Annotated in this window: 14 protein-coding genes and 3 pseudogenes; 13 read left to right on the top strand and 4 right to left on the bottom strand. The window is 39.7% G+C overall.

Annotation, left to right across the window (positions count from 1 at the left end; all coding sequences use genetic code 11):
* The 11 genes from C5471_RS17040 to C5471_RS16990 form a co-directional block, all read left to right on the top strand.
* The coding region (locus C5471_RS17040; RefSeq protein ID WP_278250171.1) for a VasL domain-containing protein at nucleotides 1-218 on the top strand (218 nt) is incomplete at its 5' end.
* A gap of 65 nt (nucleotides 219-283) precedes the next feature.
* Nucleotides 284-1498: a type VI secretion system tip protein TssI/VgrG gene (gene tssI / locus C5471_RS17035; RefSeq protein WP_242688755.1), complete on the top strand. Its 1215-nt coding sequence runs from the start codon at nucleotides 284-286 to the stop codon at nucleotides 1496-1498.
* A 28-nt stretch (nucleotides 1499-1526) separates the two neighbouring features.
* Nucleotides 1527-2354: a DUF4123 domain-containing protein gene (locus C5471_RS17030; protein WP_133816455.1), complete on the top strand. Its 828-nt coding sequence runs from the start codon at nucleotides 1527-1529 to the stop codon at nucleotides 2352-2354.
* Nucleotides 2355-2356: 2 nt separating this feature from the next.
* Nucleotides 2357-2920: a hypothetical protein gene (locus tag C5471_RS17025; protein WP_133816454.1), complete on the top strand. Its 564-nt coding sequence runs from the start codon at nucleotides 2357-2359 to the stop codon at nucleotides 2918-2920.
* A 183-nt stretch (nucleotides 2921-3103) separates the two neighbouring features.
* Nucleotides 3104-3880 (top strand): hypothetical protein, encoded by a 777-nt coding sequence (locus C5471_RS17020; protein WP_133816453.1) that lies wholly within the window; start codon nucleotides 3104-3106, stop codon nucleotides 3878-3880.
* 12 nt (nucleotides 3881-3892) lie between these two features.
* Nucleotides 3893-4813, top strand: a complete 921-nt coding sequence (locus C5471_RS17015) for a hypothetical protein (protein WP_133816452.1) — start codon at nucleotides 3893-3895, stop codon at nucleotides 4811-4813.
* 558 nt (nucleotides 4814-5371) lie between these two features.
* Nucleotides 5372-5803, top strand: a complete 432-nt coding sequence (locus C5471_RS17010; RefSeq protein ID WP_133816451.1) for a hypothetical protein — start codon at nucleotides 5372-5374, stop codon at nucleotides 5801-5803.
* Between the two features lie 55 nt (nucleotides 5804-5858).
* Nucleotides 5859-6707: a hypothetical protein gene (locus C5471_RS17005; protein WP_133816450.1), complete on the top strand. Its 849-nt coding sequence runs from the start codon at nucleotides 5859-5861 to the stop codon at nucleotides 6705-6707.
* 361 nt (nucleotides 6708-7068) lie between these two features.
* Nucleotides 7069-8052 (top strand): hypothetical protein, encoded by a 984-nt coding sequence (locus C5471_RS17000; protein ID WP_133816449.1) that lies wholly within the window; start codon nucleotides 7069-7071, stop codon nucleotides 8050-8052.
* A gap of 553 nt (nucleotides 8053-8605) precedes the next feature.
* A complete protein-coding gene (locus C5471_RS16995; protein WP_242688754.1) occupies nucleotides 8606-8815 on the top strand; it encodes a hypothetical protein in 210 nt (69 codons plus the stop codon).
* 63 nt (nucleotides 8816-8878) lie between these two features.
* Nucleotides 8879-9847, top strand: coding sequence for a hypothetical protein (locus tag C5471_RS16990; protein ID WP_207627382.1), 969 nt, complete (start codon nucleotides 8879-8881; stop codon nucleotides 9845-9847).
* A gap of 652 nt (nucleotides 9848-10499) precedes the next feature.
* Here C5471_RS16990 and ltaE read toward each other — a convergent pair.
* The 3 genes and pseudogenes from ltaE to C5471_RS16975 form a co-directional block, all read right to left on the bottom strand.
* Entirely contained in the window at nucleotides 10500-11558 is a 1059-nt protein-coding gene (ltaE, locus tag C5471_RS16985) for a low-specificity L-threonine aldolase (RefSeq protein ID WP_133816447.1), read from the bottom strand.
* Nucleotides 11559-11869: 311 nt separating this feature from the next.
* Nucleotides 11870-13885: an LTA synthase family protein gene (locus C5471_RS16980; RefSeq protein WP_133816446.1), complete on the bottom strand. Its 2016-nt coding sequence runs from the start codon at nucleotides 13883-13885 to the stop codon at nucleotides 11870-11872.
* Nucleotides 13886-13976: 91 nt separating this feature from the next.
* Nucleotides 13977-14504: pseudogene (locus tag C5471_RS16975) on the bottom strand (IS5 family transposase); the annotation flags it as partial.
* 19 nt (nucleotides 14505-14523) lie between these two features.
* Between C5471_RS16975 and C5471_RS16970 the strand changes: the two are divergent.
* A pseudogene (locus C5471_RS16970) lies at nucleotides 14524-14973 on the top strand (cyclic peptide export ABC transporter); the annotation flags it as partial.
* A gap of 191 nt (nucleotides 14974-15164) precedes the next feature.
* Nucleotides 15165-16195: pseudogene (locus C5471_RS16965) on the top strand (IS630 family transposase).
* A 141-nt stretch (nucleotides 16196-16336) separates the two neighbouring features.
* Here the strand turns inward: C5471_RS16965 and malZ are convergent.
* On the bottom strand, nucleotides 16337-18196 hold the full coding sequence (malZ, locus tag C5471_RS16960) for a maltodextrin glucosidase (protein WP_133816444.1): 1860 nt from the start codon (nucleotides 18194-18196) through the stop codon (nucleotides 16337-16339).
* Nucleotides 18197-18202 lie beyond the last annotated feature (6 nt).

Here is an 18202-nt window from a genome sequence, read left to right as displayed (position 1 = left end):
ACAACCGCGACGTGCCGCTGGAAGAGTTGCTGCGTCAGCTGGCCGTGGAGGTTGAACAGGGGCACACCGTCTCACCGGCCCTGATAAAAAAGACCGACGACCGTTTTAACGCCCTGCTCAGTCGCTATTATGCGTTACAACAAGACGCCGGGCTGACGGCCAATCCCGTGCAAACGACCCAGCCCGATGCTCATCTCCATCAATCATACAAAGATTAGGTTATGACTATTAGACCCTTATTCAACAACTTCCACCCCGATATCACTCAATCAGGGAGACAATAATGGCAGATTCAGGACTGGTTTTTACCCTCACGGCCGGTAATCTCCCGGCACACACTTTTGCGGTGGTTGAATTTACCCTTAATGAAGCCCTCTCAACCCTCTTTAGCCTCGAAGCCACTCTCACCAGTGCTGACCCGGATATTGACTTTGCCGATGTGCTGGATAATGAAGCAACACTGACCGTCTACCGTGACGGGCAACCGGAGCGCTGTGTCAGTGGCATTGTCACCCGCTTTGAACAGGAAACCACTGGCCGCCATCGCAGTCATTATTCCCTGACCGTGCATCCCGCCTTATGGCGGGCAGGCCTGCGGGTGAACTCCCGGATTTTTCAGCATCAGTCCATTACCAACATGATTGACACGCTGCTGAAAGAAAATGGCATTCAAAACATAGCCTATACCCTCAACTATGCGCACCCAGAGCGGGAATTTTGTGTTCAATATGACGAAAGTGATCTCGCCTTTTTACAGCGTCTGCTGGCTGACGAGGGGATTTTTTATTACTTTGAGTTTCATCAAGGCCAGAACGGGCGAACGATCTTCTTTGCCGATACCTGTATGGCACTCGGTAACCGCTTTTCTGTTCCCTATAACCCGGTGCCCGATCCACAGGGGATACAACCCAGTATCAATCAATTCCGCTGGCGTGAACAGGTAGGCATACAAGGGGTTTTTCTCAAAGACCGCACCTTTAAAAATCCCCCCTGGGCCGCAGAATATAATTTTTACGAGTCTAAACACGCCAACCAGCGAACAGATTTGCCCAGTTACTATCACTATGATTTTCCGGGCCGTTACAAAGATGAACGCGGTGAGAAAATGAGCCGCTATCGTCTGGAGGCACTACGCAGCAACGACCTCCTGGGCCGAGGTCAAAGTGACGGGTTTTTCCTCTGGCCGGGGATCCTGTTTACCCTTACCGACCACCCGAAAGAAAAATTCAATGTCCCGTGGCAGGTGATCCAAATCAGCCACCACGGACAACAACCCCAGGCGGATGAAACCCGTTACGGCGAAACGGGAACAAGATTAACGAACCACTTCACCTTTGGTGATCGCAGCCGTTCATGGTGCCCTTCGCCTTACCCCAAACCCCGCATCGATGGCCTGCAAATTGCGACCGTGGTTGGCCCGGAAGGGGAAGAAATCTTTTGTGATGAATACGGACGGGTGCGGGTGCAATTTGCCTGGGACCCGGCTCCATGTTCGTAGCACACTGTCCGATGAAGGATGATCAGTAATGACAGAAGAAAAACGTTATGCCGTCATTGACGGTGCCGCCGAACCCCGGCTGTTCTTTATCCTGGAACATTTTGACCCGCCCGTGACGTGTCTGTATGACGAGTCTTTACAACCTGAACTCTTGAAAGTGGCCCCGTATCTGGTGGAAGTGACGGAGAAAGTCGGGCTTTTTTTGGCCGAATGGGGAACGCCCTGGGGGATCTTCCTTCACTCGCCAGCCGACATGAGAACACTGCGCCAGCATCTACGCAAATATCTTCAGGTCTTATTGCCCGATCAGGACAAGCCGGTGTTTTTTCGGTTTTATGACCCGCGCAATATCTGGGATTTTCTCGGCGTCCTGAGTGACTGGGAAATTCACTGTTTTCTCGGGCCGATAGAGAAAATTGCCACAAATTATCCGGGGATTGACAGGCAGGATAGTTTTGCACAGAGCCGGAATAAATATCCTGAAAATGCAACCAGCAGAGGGAAATTATTAAAAATAAGTACAAGCCAGTATGATATATTAGAGTTAAAACAGAAAGAAAAATACCTACAAAAACTCAATTTATTATTATTATCCGAAGTAGATAAGATTAAATACATCAAACAAATAAACACAGAAAACTCAATGAGTTTTATTATTTATCTGTATGATTTTCTAATTGAAGAAGATATTTGTGACACACGTTCAATAGAAGGCATATTGAAAAAATTGATTAAGCATGAATATTTTACTGTTGATAATTTTAATCAAAATCTTTTGTCCGGCCTCACTAATAATGGGAAACCCGGCTGGTATAGAGCTAATATTTTTATTCATGACATTAATGAAGAGGTTTAAAAATGGATACTGTAGTAGGCGTTAATGCGGGAAAAGCCTGTGCAACCTGCGATATACCACCACCTTGTACCCATCGTTATATATTAACAGATGACTGTATCAAATATATTGATTTTCCATCAACTAGTAAAATGTTTGAGGTAGTTAATATTATTTCTGAGAAAAGAACATACAAACTAACATTAAAACTCGTACCAACAAAATGTATAAACAATAAAGAAAACTGTCCTACAACCTATACTTTCAGGAAAGGTGGCACTGAAAACATAGAATTGACCCCTAAGAATCCGAATAAAAGTTATACAATAACTAATGATCAAGCTAAACTTCCTATATTTACCACGCCATGGGAATGGCTCAAAGAATTCTTTGCCAGAGATGTCAATGAAATAGACAAAGTAACTTACTATTCTCAAACCGTTGATTGTTCTGGACTGGTTCAGAAAACACAAATTGATGTATATCCAAAGTATATTTTATCCGGTGAACTCAAAATAGACGTTAAAAATGCTGCACATTCGACTTTTAAAGCCAAGCGTTTAGATTATAATAAAGATCAATTTTAGAAACTTAAAAACGAATTAGGTAAGACAAAATGGAGTGAAATTGGACGATATGTCCATGAAAGGGAATATACAGCAGCAGGAAAAACTGAATTTCAGTTATTCGATAAAAAGAATAATTCTGATTTTACCATTTTTGAAGGCAAAAAAAACATATGGAAAGATAAAAAATCTCTTGTAGAAAAAGTGAAAAATGCGGTTGAAAAAGCAGTATCACGAATTTTAGCCGATAAAGGAGGAATGGCCGGAATTAAAGAAATTAACTTGCTTGGACCATCAGTTGAAATAAGTGGTAATAAAGAATTAAAAATTATTAATTCAATCCCAAGTTTTGAATACAATTGCAAATTAAAACTGGCGCCTTTACTGGGCTTGGAAGTCAGATTAGATATCATTAATGTCTTGATTGCTATATTAGGTAGCCCTGCTGCGGGTAAAAAATGGCATGATCTTAGGAAATTAATGGAAGAGCAAAAGGAGAAAATGAAAGATAGGAAAGAAGGAGTAGCTGACGGCTATGGACTGTTCTATGTGGATTTTATTATTTCTGGTGAAATTTTAAATGGCGGAGTCACTGTAAAAAAGCGTGCTAATGATGTAAAGTTAATAGGAGAAATAGAGAACAAATTATCTTTAAAACTTAAAGTAGGCTTTGAAGCAGGAGTCAGAATTTTATTTATAAAAGGCATGCTTACCGCAACAGGAGGTGTTGACTCAGCGCTGGCAACGGGATTGAGATGTAATGATTCAGGACTGGGAATTTATTTTTCACATGAAGGGATAAAAGCTTATTTTGAGGTGGAAGTAAAAGCAGATTATATAAAAAACTCTAATGATTCAATTAGCCAATCAAGAATTGGTAGTAAAGGTGGAAATAACGGACCTAGTATGAAACTAATCAAAGCAGATGTGTTGATATGCGATAAAGATGAATTTGGTCCACTCTATTTTATTGATTTTTAATGAGGAAATATTATGCTTAATCATAAAAAATTTCTAGCAATATTATTATTTATATTACCCATAGCCGGATTTTCTAAAGAGAGTGAAAATTTCATGAATAATAAAATAGAACCTATTGATTACAGATTAGAGATTGAAGCAAACAAATGCTCAATAGAATTATTTATTAATGGAATGAGGATCCTTTCATATTATGATAAAGAACCGATGAATACACTAATCGGTATAGGTGAATATCTGAAACCTAAAGATAATACAATACAATTCTATGTTTGGCCATCAAATAGAAAAAATGATATTTTCGATTCAAATTCAATATGTAACTTTACACTAGAAGCAAGAAACCGATTCGAAACTCCTGATCTAAAACCAGTTATGAGTATAAAATACAACCCTAATGACAGTATAGAGAATAATATATCTACCTCATCTCTTAATATAAAATCTGAAAATGAACAATTGGCGAGATTATTAGGCCGAAATAAGATAAATCATAATAACGAAAAGTACTATTATGAGTATTCACAACAATTTGACATAAAGAGTGATTACCCTGTATGGAACTGGGTAAATTCATATCAGTTTTCAAAAGAAAATAATGTGATAGACTCATTGCCAGAAAATTATCAATCAGCTCTTATTTCTGCTTATAAAGAATATTGGGCGTTCTTAAAAAACAAGGATCTTAAAGGACTAAAACAGCTACATAAGGAATTCCTCGATGAATCAGTAAGAGCTAATGGTGGAAATAATGATGACTATTTTTCATCAATAGGGTTAGATGAAGTTATAAACTCAACTGATATTCAACTTTTATCTTTAGATTTTAGTCAATCTAAAATTGATCTCTCTCTTGATGGTCGAGTTGTTTTTATGTCTCCCTCACCACTTGTATTTATTAATAAAAACAATAAAAAAACAAGACACTATTAAATCCCAAATATCGTTTTGACGGAAAAAAATTTATTTTAACCCGATAATGATATGAAAAACAAAGAGGGTTTATTCCTCTTTGAATAATAGACAATAGTACCTAATAATAAATTTAAATAAAAGTCATATGGATAATGCAGTAAAATTGTATATATCAGTACAATATATGATGATTATGAAAAAACACTGATCACTTTAGGATTTACCAATATAAAAGCGGATGGAAAACTCGCTACCAGAACCTAACAATGTCATCTGTTGCAGTTGAATCATTGTAAAATAATAAAAATACCAGTAAAGGTGGCAGCAGATCCATATGACATAAATCCAGTATAGTCGCCAGCCCTATAATAACTGCACATAGGTTTAAGAACATATTCCCACACAATATGGGAATAATATGAGAAAAGTTTATCATATTGCCATCTATATGGTGATAGAAGATGACAAGCCTATTCCCTCAACGATAAAGTCAATTAGTAAAAGGGGCAAGAACAGGAAAAAGAAGTTAAACAGGGTAAAGATGGTGCCTACCTTGGTGTTCAACTGGATTTAATCGTGAAAGGCAGCATCGATCTGGGTTTTAGCTGGGCTTCGGATGAGAAGAAGGCGTGGCATTTTGAGCCCGGCGCGTTGGTCAAAGTCAGCCTGGCTATTGGCACAGAAACTAATATTCGAGGTGGAGTCTGGTATTGGGCTGTAGAAGGGTATTTTAAGGCCAGTGCTGAGATTATGGCTGAAGTGTGTGTTGCATTGGATAACAGCCGGAAAGATAAGCTGGCTCTGGTCTTTTACCATGAAGGGATTAAAGCGAAGAGTAATGTGGCCTATGGAGTAGCAGTTGGAAGAGAAAAGGAGAAAAATAATGGAAAAATTGAAGGTCGGCAATCAACGTATAAGAAAAATTTACAAGATGAAATTGAAAAAGAGTGGATATTTCAAGAGCCATTACCAAAAGATAAATCAAAGTTCAGAGTACAACTGGGTTAAAACTTTGCTGGCTTTACTACTAGTGATAAGTTATTCAGTATCAGGAAAAACAAATATGGTTGAATATAAATATCTGTTGTCATTTAAGAGCCATCGTAGTCTCTGTGTGGCGAGAATTAATGGCGTGATGGCCCTGGATAATGTCGGGTCAAAGACAGGCACACAATCGAGTGGTTTTAATATGACGGCCTTTGTCGAAAATGGTCAGAATACGATGGAATTGTTGATGGGGTCTCTGGATGAAAATTCGGATACTTTTTCCCCAGACAATGAGTGTGAAGCCACCCTCACTAAGGCGTCTCCGTATGATGATAAAGAAGTGATCAGCCATATCAAATTGACTGTTGATGATAAAGGCAATGTCACAACACGAGAATCGCAGAGCCAGTTACCCAATGGTAAGGCTGGCTTTGATTACGCAGCCATGTCGAAAATAGAGGCGGAAGAAGGGCTTTTTGCCGCACAGAAAACCTTTACCCTCAGTGGATTACCGGACTGGATGTGGATAAAAGCACGACCAGTGTCGGAAAAAAATGATATGGAGGCGATAAAAAATTTCTATCTGGAAATCAGCAATACCTTGCATCAACGAGATTTAAATCAATTATGGAAAATGAGTCAACCCGCCTGGACCGAATGGGCAATAGGTGAAAATAGCCGACCAGAGACTTTCTTTAACTCATTCGGTTTTAAAGAAAAATTGGATGATAAAAATTATGTCGTCATACAACCTGAATGGGATAAATATAAGTTAGTACGCTATAAAGAAGGGAGAATGTTCCGGTTGGAAGCGGGAGCACTAGGTGGCTCTCCAGTCAGAATGGAGAATAAAATAACGAATAGGATTTTCAAATACAACCCTTATTTATCGATCATCAACGGCAAAGTGATGATTGCCCGTTAAGTAAAAAAATCACGATAATCATTCAGCCTAAGATGAAAGCGATCTTAGGCTGAAAATAGCCGTATCCTGCAATAATCATTGATACATTAACCTGTTTTCTCCAAACAATTTCAAAAATGAAGCCGAAGAACAAGGTATTTATGAACCATAACCGGCATAAAAATCTAGATTCATTAAGAGATGATGTTCAGGCTTAGAGGTTTATTTTTCACATGGTGAAATAAATGCTTACTTGAAAATAAATCTAAACTCTAGAAATGTATGAAAACAAGGCAAGTAAGTTAGCAAAGTTAAAATATCATTCTAATTAAAGTGAATGTAATAAAGCTGAATTTTTTTTGATTTAAAATAAGGTGACGTTATGTTTAATTATAAACATTTTCTAGCAGCAGTATTATTATTTACATTGCCCATAGCCGGATTGTCTAAAGAGAGTAAAAATTTCATGAATAACAAAATAGAACCCATTGATTACAGATTAGAAATTGAAGTTAATAAATGCGCAATTGAGTTATTTATTAATGGAATGAGGATCCTTTCATATTATGATAAAGAGCCGATGAATACACTAATCGGCATAGGTGAATATCTGAAACCTAAAGATAATACAATACAATTTTATGCTCAGTCATCGGTTCAGTCACCTGATATAAAAAAAGACATTTTCGATTCTGGGTCAATCTGTAACTTTGCACTAGAAGCAAGAAACCGATTCGAAACTCCTGATCTAAAACCAGTTATGAGTATAAAATACAATCCTAATGACAGTATAGAGAATAATATATCTACCTCATCTCTTAATATAAAATCTGAAAATGAACAATTGGCGAGATTATTAGGCCGAAATAAGATAAATCATAATAACGAAAAGTACTATTATGAGTATTCACAACAATTTGACATAAAGAGTGATTACCCTGTATGGAACTGGGTAAATTCATATCAGTTTTCAAAAGAAAATAATGTGATAGACTCATTGCCAGAAAAGTATCAATCAGCTCTTATTTCTGCTTATAAAGAATATTGGGCGTTCTTAAAAAACAAGGATCTTAAAGGATTAAAACAGCTACATAAGGAATTCCTCGATGAATCAGTAAGAGCTAATGGTGGAAATAATGATGACTATTTTTCATCAATAGGGTTAGATGAAGTTATAAACTCAACTGATATTCAACTTTTACCTTTAGATTTTAGTCAATCTAAAATTGATATCTCTCTTGATGGTCGAGTTGTTTTTATGTCTCCCTCACCACTTGTATTTATTAATAAATACAATAAAAAAAACAAGACACTATTAAATCCCAAATATCGTTTTGACGGAAAAAAATTTATTTTAACCCGATAATGATATGAAAAACAAAGAGGGTTTATCCCTCTTTGAATAATAGACAATAGTACCTAATGATAAATTTAAATAAAAGTCATATGGACAATGCAGTAAAATTGGATATATCAGTACAATATATGATGATTATGAAAAAACACTGATCACTTTAGGATTTACCAATATAAAAGCGGATGGAAAACCCGCTACCAGAACCTAACAATGTCATCTGTTGCAGTTGAATCATTGTAAGATAATAAAAATACCAGTAAAGGTGGCAGCAGATCCATATGACATAAATCCAGTATAGTCGCCAGCCCTATAATAACTGCACATAGGTTTAAGAACATATTCCCACACAATATGGGAATAATATGAGAAAAGTTTATCATATTGCCATCTATATGGTGATAGAAGATGACAAGCCTATTCCCTTAACGATAAAGTCAATTAGTAAAAAAATCACGATAATCATTCAGCCTAAGATGAAAGCGATCTTAGGCTGAAAATAGCCATATCCTGCAATAATCATTGATACGTAGATATCAAAGAAAAAACCACTTCACAGGATATAATGAAAATTAAGAAGAAATGGGTTATTGCCGATCCATTAAAAGCCAGTGAATCCCCATTAAGAATTAACCTGATAGGGGAAGAACGGTCTGTGACCCGACCAGAGGCTGTCTCAGGCGCAGAAACAACACCACTAAAAATGAACAATAATTCTAACTTTAAACCTAAGCTGGATAATATCCCGTTTATCACCGGATTCCCAAGAATGTAAGCAACAATGAAAGGATAAAAAGTGAAATTAAAACTGTTATTACTGTTATCAGGAGTGATTTTTATGTTTAGTGCTCATGCAAATGAACCCAGGCTGTATATCCGCAGCGTATTCGATATCCAATATGCCTTTTGTGATATCAAAACCAATGGTGTCACGGGGTTCAGTAATCGTAATTCGGCTCGGGCAAGCAGTGGATTTGGCACATCCAGCACGGGGGCAATGCTGTTCATGGTCAATGGCGAAAACGAAATTAGTCTGGAATTTGGTGCACTGGGCTGGTTTTCCCCAGATAAACTGTCAAATAAAACCCGTAATCATTTCAACCATGAAGCGACATGCAAGCTGGAGCTGACTGCCATACGCGGTAAAGACAGCCAGGTGCTGACAGCAATTAAAGTAACAATGGATAAAGACGGTCAACCTGTGGTAACTACACCAGTGGATGAAGCCAAATATGCCACTATCAGCACGCCGGTTGTACGTCATGTAATACAAGCGGAAAACGTGGAAGCTGGTCATAAAGATGAAAACTATTTTGATAACCGAAAATTTCCGCCTAATATGACCTTATACCGGTTTAGTCGTAATGTAAAAATCAGTGGCTTACCTGAATGGGAATGGATTAAAGCAACGCCTTATACCGATACACCGGAACAACGTCAGCAACTGCAACAGGCTTATATGGCTGTCTGGCAAGCCTATAATGCCAAAGATGTAAAGACTATCCGGGAACAACAAAAAGTCGCGCTTAAAGCCTGGGCCTGGTCAACCGGTGAAAATGAAGAAAGCATTTTCACCGATCAATCTGTTTACAAAAATATCAAAACAAAAAGCTTCAAAATGATACCGATTAACTGGAATGATTACAGAGTTAAAATAATGAACCAGGGTAAAATGGTCAGGCTGGTGAATAAATCTGATTTAAGGAATTCTCCAATATCCTATTATTACGTTGATGATGAAGACGGTGAAACTGTTCTGTCTACTGTCGCACCCATTTTTTCATTAATTAATGATCACTTTGTCTAGGTCATTTAATTAACCAATATCGGGTTATTTAACCCGATATTTTTCTTGATTTTGAATAACACTTCATTATGTTCAATCATAAAAACTTTCTAACTGGGTGGATTCACATGATCATTGGTAAAGTAACTATAAAAATGACGGGGATATGAGTTTTTCAGAACATGTAGCTCTTTTAAATCGGGAGATGTCTTTATTAAAACAAGCATTAGAATAAAATGATAAAGCTACACAAATTGCTGCCCTAGCTGTTGCACGAGGTATAGTTTTAGTAATTATGAACCAATTTGAAAATCTATTCGAAGATATAGATAAAATGGCTTGGTCAAATGAGTTTAAATGGCCGAATTCGTGTTTTTAAATGGTTATGGCAGATTATATAAATGTAAAATAAGCGGAGGATAGTATTGCCGATAAATGAATTAAACATGGCAGGGAAACCACAGTGGAATCCCACCCTACGTTGTTGATAATCAGAGATAAACTTATTAAGAGCCAGCTCAATCAGGACTATGAAACACTCAAGGCACGCAACGTCAGTAGGCTTTTTGCTAAACGTAGCAGCAGTGTTAATTACCTACTCCTTCCCCCAAAAAAACCATTTGAATCTACGTGCCTCAGAGCTGACTTTACTTAACTGCTTATAACCAGAATTTTAACCATAAATAGAACGAGTTTCAGTCACATTCTCACGCTTATAAGATCCAGCAACAGTAAGAAACTCACGCCACAACGTAATCAGTCGCTCAAGATCAGCACGGGAAACATCAAGATGCGTCACTAAGCGGGTGACAGAATCTACACTCAGAATCACACCTCGTTCTTTCATCCAAGGTCCCAACTGCGCGGCTTCATGCGTGGGTATGCGTAAAAACACCATATTAGTCTGTGCCCCAGGTGCTAAAACTTCCACACCCAGCGCACTCAATTGTTCAGCAAGCCACTGGGCATTATCATGGTCCTCGCGTAACCGTTGAACATTATGCTGCAATGCATAACGTGCTGCGGCAGCTAATATTCCCGTCTGACGCATTCCTCCCCCAGTCATTTTGCGCCAACGTCGTGCCTGCCTGATGTATTCTGCATCACCACACAGTAAAGAACCCACTGGCGCTCCCAAACCCTTGGACAGACAGATGGTCAGAGTATCGCAATACTGAGAGAGAGTACTCAGTGGCACATCTAACGCCACAGCCGCATTGAGAATCCGCGCTCCATCAACGTGCAATGCTAAGCCTTTCTCCTGTGTAAAAACGCTGGCCTGCTGCAAATATGCAAGTGGTAGTACCTTACCATCGTATGTATTTTCTATGCTGAGTAAACGGGTTCGGGCGAAGTGAACATCATCCGGCTTAATAACACTAGCAACAACATCCAGAGGCAATGTGCCATCAGCCGCCATATCAATCGGTTGTGGCTGTATACCGCCCAATACGGCAGCACCACCCGCTTCATACAGGTAGTTATGCGCTTTCTGACCCACAATATATTCATCACCTCGCTGGCAATGGGTGAGCAATGCCACCAAATTAGCTTGCGTACCAGTAGGTAGAAACAGCGCAGCTTCCTTACCAGCCAGTACAGCGCCTTCGTGTTCAAGCTGGTTAACATTAGGGTCGTCGCCATAAACATCATCACCCACCTCCGCTAATGCCATGACTTTACGCATAGCCTCGCTGGGTTGGGTAACAGTATCACTACGTAAATCGATCATAGGTGGCTCCTGTATATTATTTTGAAAAATTATTTTGCTTAAATAGCCAGAGGATAATCTCTTTCATGTCTAACAATGCCATAACCATATCCACTTATACTTTTGATCAGATCGTCTGTACTAACTGTAAGAGATAATATAATTTTTGCTATAAACATCCCCGGTATAATTTACTGAAAAGTATCAAAACATCAGCAGAGTAAAAACATGGCATAAAGCAGTATCGAATAAAGTCACTATACAGATAGCATACCCGCCCAAATAGCGATATAAATTGACGGGTTTTACCGGATGCTTTAAAGCGTTTTCAGTTACTGCTGGTAGTGAACCTGACGGTTTAACTGCCATGATAGTAAATCAGTAAATACCTGCCAGCGATGAAACTGTTTAGCCTGCTCTGCTGTCATTGGTTGTGGTTCACCTAATAATAATCCTGTTTGGTTTGCCCATGGTCGAAATTCACCTTTACCTATCATGATATAGGCACCTTGCGGTGTAATAGTCACTTCCGGGTTATATCCCTGGCACCAGATAGAGTCCAGATGTTCAGTCAGCAAATTACAGCCGGTACGGTAATAAGTCGTATTGGATAGGCTTAAATGATAGAGAGTTGGCCAGATATCTTTATGGCTGCCGACTCTGGTCGCATCAAAAGTCATGTTCTGGCGATAAGCAGGTGGTACGTAGAGATAAAATGGTACTCCGTGACCAATTGCCAGTTCATGGGCATCTGGATAACTGATGCCCCGCATATTATGGTCACCGGTTGCTGCAATAATAGTATGGGAAGCCAGTGACTGAGATTTTACCCAACTGATAAATTGCCCCAACTGATCGTTGGTATAACGTAGAGTATGGAAGACCTCCTGTAGCTCATCACCGCTAGCCAGACGGCTTAGGCGTTGTTTCTCTGCATCGTTTAGCTTAATGTCGGTTTTCTGATAGCCTTTTGGTGACTTATACGGTGGGTGATGGGTAGTGGACAACGACAGAATCAGAACATGTTCGCCGTTCTTCTCTGCCTGAGCTAGTCGTTCTTCAATATAACGGAACATAAACTCATCAGGTACACCCCAAGTACCGAATTTGGCTTCTGGGTAGCGTTTTTTTAGCCCATTCTGATCGATAAATTCACTGACGCCCAGATTTGGCAGGAACTGATTCAAGTTACGCCATGCTCCGTTACCTGATGTGACGAAGATAATCTTATAACCATTCGCCAGATAGGGTTTAAACATATTGCTGGTGAAATCGAGATTTTGGGCAGTGGACTGGCTGATTGCGCTGTTTGGGCTACGGACTAGGAAGCGGCTCAAACTGTCGATGGTGCCATCTCCTTCAGAAACAAAACGTTCAAAACGCCAGTCATTTTGCCAGTGCTGGCGCAGGGCACCAAAAACATCAAGGTTTGGGCGATCCAGGCTTTGCAGGTGATAGCCCATGCTTTCCATCACGTTAAATATTACATGGGGTGGTTTTTTCTGAGCGACAGGATTGTCGGCGGTTTTAGCCATAAACGGCGACAGGCTAGCTGGCGTTGGATTATCCAGAAATTGGCTTAATAGCTTGCGACCTTGTTCATCTGTTGCCTCTGGGAAGTAGCTGTTTTTGTAATGATCATTAAAGGCCCAGTTCAATGCCATTGGACCGTTAGGCGTCAGCATATTAAGTATTTTCACTTCTGAAACTTGTGTATTGGATTGACGCAGTGGAAAGGTCCCTATGGAGCCGCGCATTCCAACAAAGCAGACAGCCAAAATAGCCAGCGTTGCTATAACAGAAACCGGCAGGCTGGTTTTGCGTTCTAGTCGTGAGGCAAGGCGGCGTTGCCAGCGGAGACAAAGCCAGAAAACAAAAGCGGTGAACAGAACTAAACAGAGCAAACCACGGATAATGGGATAATCATTCCACAAGGTATGTAACACGGCTTGCGTATCATCTTCCACCAAACCGAAAATGAAAATATCGATCGACCGTTCATAAGTGGCATAGTAATAAACATTGACTACAGTTAAAGCCCCAACCAGTGTATTGAGTATTGCAGCCAGCCCCGGATAGAAACGTTGCCATAGGCTGAAACTGTTTTTGTTAATGGCAAATAAGCCGGCAATCAGCAGACAGGGAACAAATAGCAGACTGGCAATACGGATATCAAACAGCCCGCCAATCCAGAACATTTGTTCTACATCTTGAATGGCGTCAGCAAGGAGCTGATGACTGCTATAAGTGAGGAGAAGATAGATTCTTCCCGTCATTTGTATTGATACAGCTAGCAGCCAGGGAAGTAGAAGAGCGATAAAAGCTTGTTTAAATCTGGGAAACCACATAATGCCTTCTTAATTAGAATGGATTAGTAAGATTAATTTGGTATTTTATGGGTAAGGATCCTAGGGGCTGTTGACGTTTCATGCATATAACTTATACAGCCCACATGGGTAACCACATCATCATAAAAGCCATGGCAACCATACTGGCATAATTTCGCTCAAGTGTGTTGTATATTGTTGCTCTATTATTTCGGATAAGGTCTCTGAGCTTTTCACTGTCGTATCCCTTGTTGGCAATCATAAACTCTGACGGAGGTGACTGAGTGACCAGGCTCTCGGCATGAACAATGTTGTTTGCTTGACCGCCTGAAAGTTAAAAGTGGACAGGAAGTCCATAACTGTCCACCACTAAATGGATTTTGGTTGAACGTTCCCCTCGACTTCGACCTATCGATGTATTTTCCCCTGAAGCTGCACTGGCACTGTGCTGATGTACCAGGATTATACTGCCATCAATGAACAACCATTCTGAATCGGCGTGATAAGATAACATTTTGAATAATAACTGAAAAATACCTTTCTTTGACCATAAATTAAAACGGCGGAACACAGTATTCCATTGACCGAAAGCGGCTGGGATATCCTGCCAAGGGCAGCCGGTTCTTATTCGATAGAGCAGAGTCAACTATCGTCAATTATTCTCAGCGATCTTCTCTGATTTCCATTTCTTCGAAACACTGATAGGTCTGAGTGATACTGATTCTACACTGGATGCACGTGCTAACATGTTGTTTGCCAAACTGCATCTGGATCATAAGGTAAAGATTGAGAATGGTTGTTTCTCAACCCGCGAGCTTTCATTGGGGCAGCGAAAACGTCTCGCCCTAGCGGTTTCCCATTTAGAAGACCGGCCATTCTATCTGTACGATGAATGGAGTGCTGATCAGGATCCGCTGTTTAAGACGGTATTCTATCAGGAGCTATTGCCTGAGTTGACTGCACGCGGTAGGGCGGTACTGGCGATCACCCATGATGCTCGTTTTTTCCACTTGGCCGATCATTGTCTTGAGCTGGAGGATGGTCAAATTCTCATCAATGATGGCCGTGCTGTCAATAGTTCAATGATATCGCTGGATTCGGTGCTGTAAATGTGGGCCGTTGATGTAAGGTATTTTAAGGTCGTCAGGATAAGTGAAACAGAATTATCTGGAAGTGACTAATGAGCAAACGGTGCACTAAATAAGATTTCGAAATAGTAGATCACTGGAAGGGAACTCAGTCCGATTTTTACGATCTGATTAATCATCAAATCAAAACAAATCTCAAAATGGACTGAGTGATGCCAATCATAACACCGATACCTCGAAACGAACGACGTCAGATGAAAAAATTTATCCATAGAACCTGGGATAAGGACTATGCGCGTCGTCTCACCGCGCTCTTGATGTGACATGAAGGAGTACTGTTCCTCACGTCTCCAGGACTCTTCACTGTTCACGCTCCTCAGTTAATCGCTGGATAAATTGGTTTACATTATCTGGCCTGGAAGGGTTAAAAAGCCTGCCGGCAGGAAGACCCGCTGTCTGGCATTTATCTCCACTTTTTACTTTATTGTCGTTCTTATTACAGTACTCCCCGCAGGATTTTGGCTACCTGCGTTCACGTTGGAGTCTTGAGCTTATTACTCGCATAATCAATGAATTATTAAACTTATCATGCTCAAAAAGCACATTATATCGCTACTTTTGCCGCAGGGGGATTGTGTGGAGAAGGGCTGCGCCTACCCTAAAAAAATCTGACCCGGAGTATGACGAGAAAATGGCAAAAATGACAAAGGCATTGTCCAACATATCAGAGCAAAACCCCGTTTTTTACGAAGACGAAGTGGATATTGACCTTAATCCCAAGAGCGGCGCGGACGGATGCTTTAAGGGGCAGCAAAAATGGGTAGTGACACCGGGGAAAAATCAAAAACACTATCTTGCGGGTTGTCTCAATGCACAAACAGGTGAAGTCACGTATGTCAGTGGTGTAAGAAAGAATTCTGATTTATTTATCACCCTGTTAGAGGAAATGAATGTCCAGTATCGCCATGCAGAAAGTATCACAGTAATTTTAGATAACTATGGTATTCATAAAAGTCAGAAAGTCAGGGCATGGTTAAAGCAAAACGCTAAATTTAATCTGTTGTTTTTACCTGTTTATTCTCCCTGGCTAAACAAGATTGAACGTGTGTGGCAATCGTTACATGAAACGGTAACACGAAATCATTGCTGTCAGTATATGTGGCAGTGACTTAGATATGTAGAAGAGTTCATGAAAGCGTTTTCGTTACAACAACAACCTGGAATGAAAAAAATAAGTGTATAACTATTATGAAAGCTATTTAGGCATGAGATAGGATGACATATTCATCCTATCTCGTACGACATAAAAGTAGCGACGATAGGTTCAATTAAGAGGTTCAAGATATATGGAATGGCCTCCTCTTTTGTTCATCACCCTACCTCATTATGTATTATGTAGAATTAAAAAGCTTTTAGAAACAAGACTGATAAATAATTCGCCATTGTTAATGGTATACTTTGTTGCCTCTAAAGCGTCAATAAGCAATCCTTCGTCTAGGTCAATCTGCCAAAGTTGTAATGTTAAACTGACTTCTTCGTCTCCTGCATTAATTATACAAATAACTTTCTCCGTCTGAATATGCCTGGCAAATGCTAAAGTATCGTTACTGGCAAAAAGCCACTGTAGATTGCCACGGCGCAAAGAAATAAATCTATGGCGTAAAAATGCTAACTGACGAATAAAACTTAACATGGAGTGGTTTATCCTTGCCTTGTCCCAAGGCATACAACGTCTATTATCAGGATCTTCGCCTCCTTCTAAAGATAATTCCGTACCATAATAAATACACGGCACACCAGGCCAACAAAATAGTAAACTCAATGCAATTCGCATTTTTGTTTCATCACCATTTAATAGAGTTATAAATCGTACTGTATCGTGGCTGTCTAATTGGTTAAATTGGCACAGCTGGTTGTCCCAGGGTATCTTAGAAATTGCCTCATTCAGCCAATCATAAAGCTCTTCAGCATTAATCTTCCCTGAATGGTAAGTAATATCTTTCTTGGCCAAAAAAAGCCTGATAGGATGCAAGAATCCATAATAATTCATTGCACAATCTTCCTGCTCGCCTTGTAACCAAGATGTAGCCTCATGGAAATGTTCCCCCATAACTAATGCATCTGGATTCGTTGTCTTTGCCGCATTTCTAAGCTCTTTAATATAATATGAATTATTACTGGCATCCTTGCCTTCACCTAACATGTGTATGGCATCAAATCGCCATCCATCTATATGGTAAGGAGCTTTCAACCAATGTTTGACAACGGAACGCTCTCCCTTGTAGAAATAATTCTGTACATCCTGATTTTTATAATTAAGTTTTGGTAATGTCTCATATCCATTCCAGCCAAAGTAATTATCACCTTCAAAAATATAGTAGTCTCGATAGGGTGAACTAGGACTTTGCCAAGCACCTTCACCTTCTGTGTGTTTGCTAAACCGATTAAACCAAGGGTGATCAAGAGATGTATGATTAAATACAGCATCCAATAATACTTTCATTCCTCTGCGATGAAGTTCTGCGGTGAATTTAGCAAACTCTTCATTGCCCCCTAAATGAGGGTCGATATTAAAGTAATCTACAGTGTCGTATTTGTGATTGCTGGGGGCAGTAAATATTGGATTGAGATAAAGTGTCGTAACACCAAGCTCCTGAAGATAATTAAGCTTATTCCTGATTCCTACGATATCCCCACCGTAAAATTCGCAAGCGCCATTAGTGTCGTGATCAGAGACTGCATCTCCCCACGCTTTAACTACAACCCGTTTATCATCTCCATAAAGATTGTACTCACCTTGTCTAACAGAAATATCAGGATTGCCATTTGCAAATCGGTCAGGAAATATCTGGTAAACAACCTGATCAGCAACCCACTCAGGAGGTCTGCAATTTATATTGCAGCGAAAATGGTACTCCCGCCCAGGTATTCGGCTAGAAGTTCCCTTTGCATGGAGCCAAATTTGGCCCTCTTCCCCTGATGACGTGCGGGTGAGAATTTTGAAACAATATAGAGTTTGAGGTTTATCAGTATTATAGGGAATCTCCGTCTGCCAATATTTAAGACGAATTTTTATGAGAAAGGGAGTCATTTCAAATAACTTTTGCTCATTGTCAGGCTCACATCTTGCAAATACTTTATCAATATCAGAGTTATTCTCTGTACATATTGTGAGTGTTATAGAAGTCGTATTGCGTTTAACCCATAAAGGGGTTTGACCATGGTAAATAAATAAGATAGTCATTTAATC

Source organism: Photorhabdus tasmaniensis (assembly GCF_011189505.1).
GTDB classification, from domain to species: Bacteria; Pseudomonadota; Gammaproteobacteria; order Enterobacterales; family Enterobacteriaceae; genus Photorhabdus; species Photorhabdus tasmaniensis.
Note: the sequence above shows the minus strand (reverse complement) of the source record. Positions and strands in the feature narration are given on the sequence as shown.

Excerpts from the sequence above, each read along its gene's own strand:
- ltaE (WP_133816447.1), bottom strand. The coding sequence starts at position 11,558 with ATGATCGATTTACGTAGTGATACTGTTACCCAACCCAGCGAGGCTATG.
- tssI (WP_242688755.1), top strand. The coding sequence starts at position 284 with ATGGCAGATTCAGGACTGGTTTTTACCCTCACGGCCGGTAATCTCCCG.
- C5471_RS17015 (WP_133816452.1), top strand. The coding sequence starts at position 3,893 with ATGCTTAATCATAAAAAATTTCTAGCAATATTATTATTTATATTACCC.
- C5471_RS16990 (WP_207627382.1), top strand. The coding sequence starts at position 8,879 with ATGTTTAGTGCTCATGCAAATGAACCCAGGCTGTATATCCGCAGCGTA.
- C5471_RS17030 (WP_133816455.1), top strand. The coding sequence starts at position 1,527 with ATGACAGAAGAAAAACGTTATGCCGTCATTGACGGTGCCGCCGAACCC.
- C5471_RS16995 (WP_242688754.1), top strand. The coding sequence starts at position 8,606 with ATGAAAATTAAGAAGAAATGGGTTATTGCCGATCCATTAAAAGCCAGT.
- C5471_RS17000 (WP_133816449.1), top strand. The coding sequence starts at position 7,069 with ATGTTTAATTATAAACATTTTCTAGCAGCAGTATTATTATTTACATTG.
- C5471_RS17025 (WP_133816454.1), top strand. The coding sequence starts at position 2,357 with ATGGATACTGTAGTAGGCGTTAATGCGGGAAAAGCCTGTGCAACCTGC.
- C5471_RS17005 (WP_133816450.1), top strand. The coding sequence starts at position 5,859 with ATGGTTGAATATAAATATCTGTTGTCATTTAAGAGCCATCGTAGTCTC.
- C5471_RS16980 (WP_133816446.1), bottom strand. The coding sequence starts at position 13,885 with ATGTGGTTTCCCAGATTTAAACAAGCTTTTATCGCTCTTCTACTTCCC.
- malZ (WP_133816444.1), bottom strand. The coding sequence starts at position 18,196 with ATGACTATCTTATTTATTTACCATGGTCAAACCCCTTTATGGGTTAAA.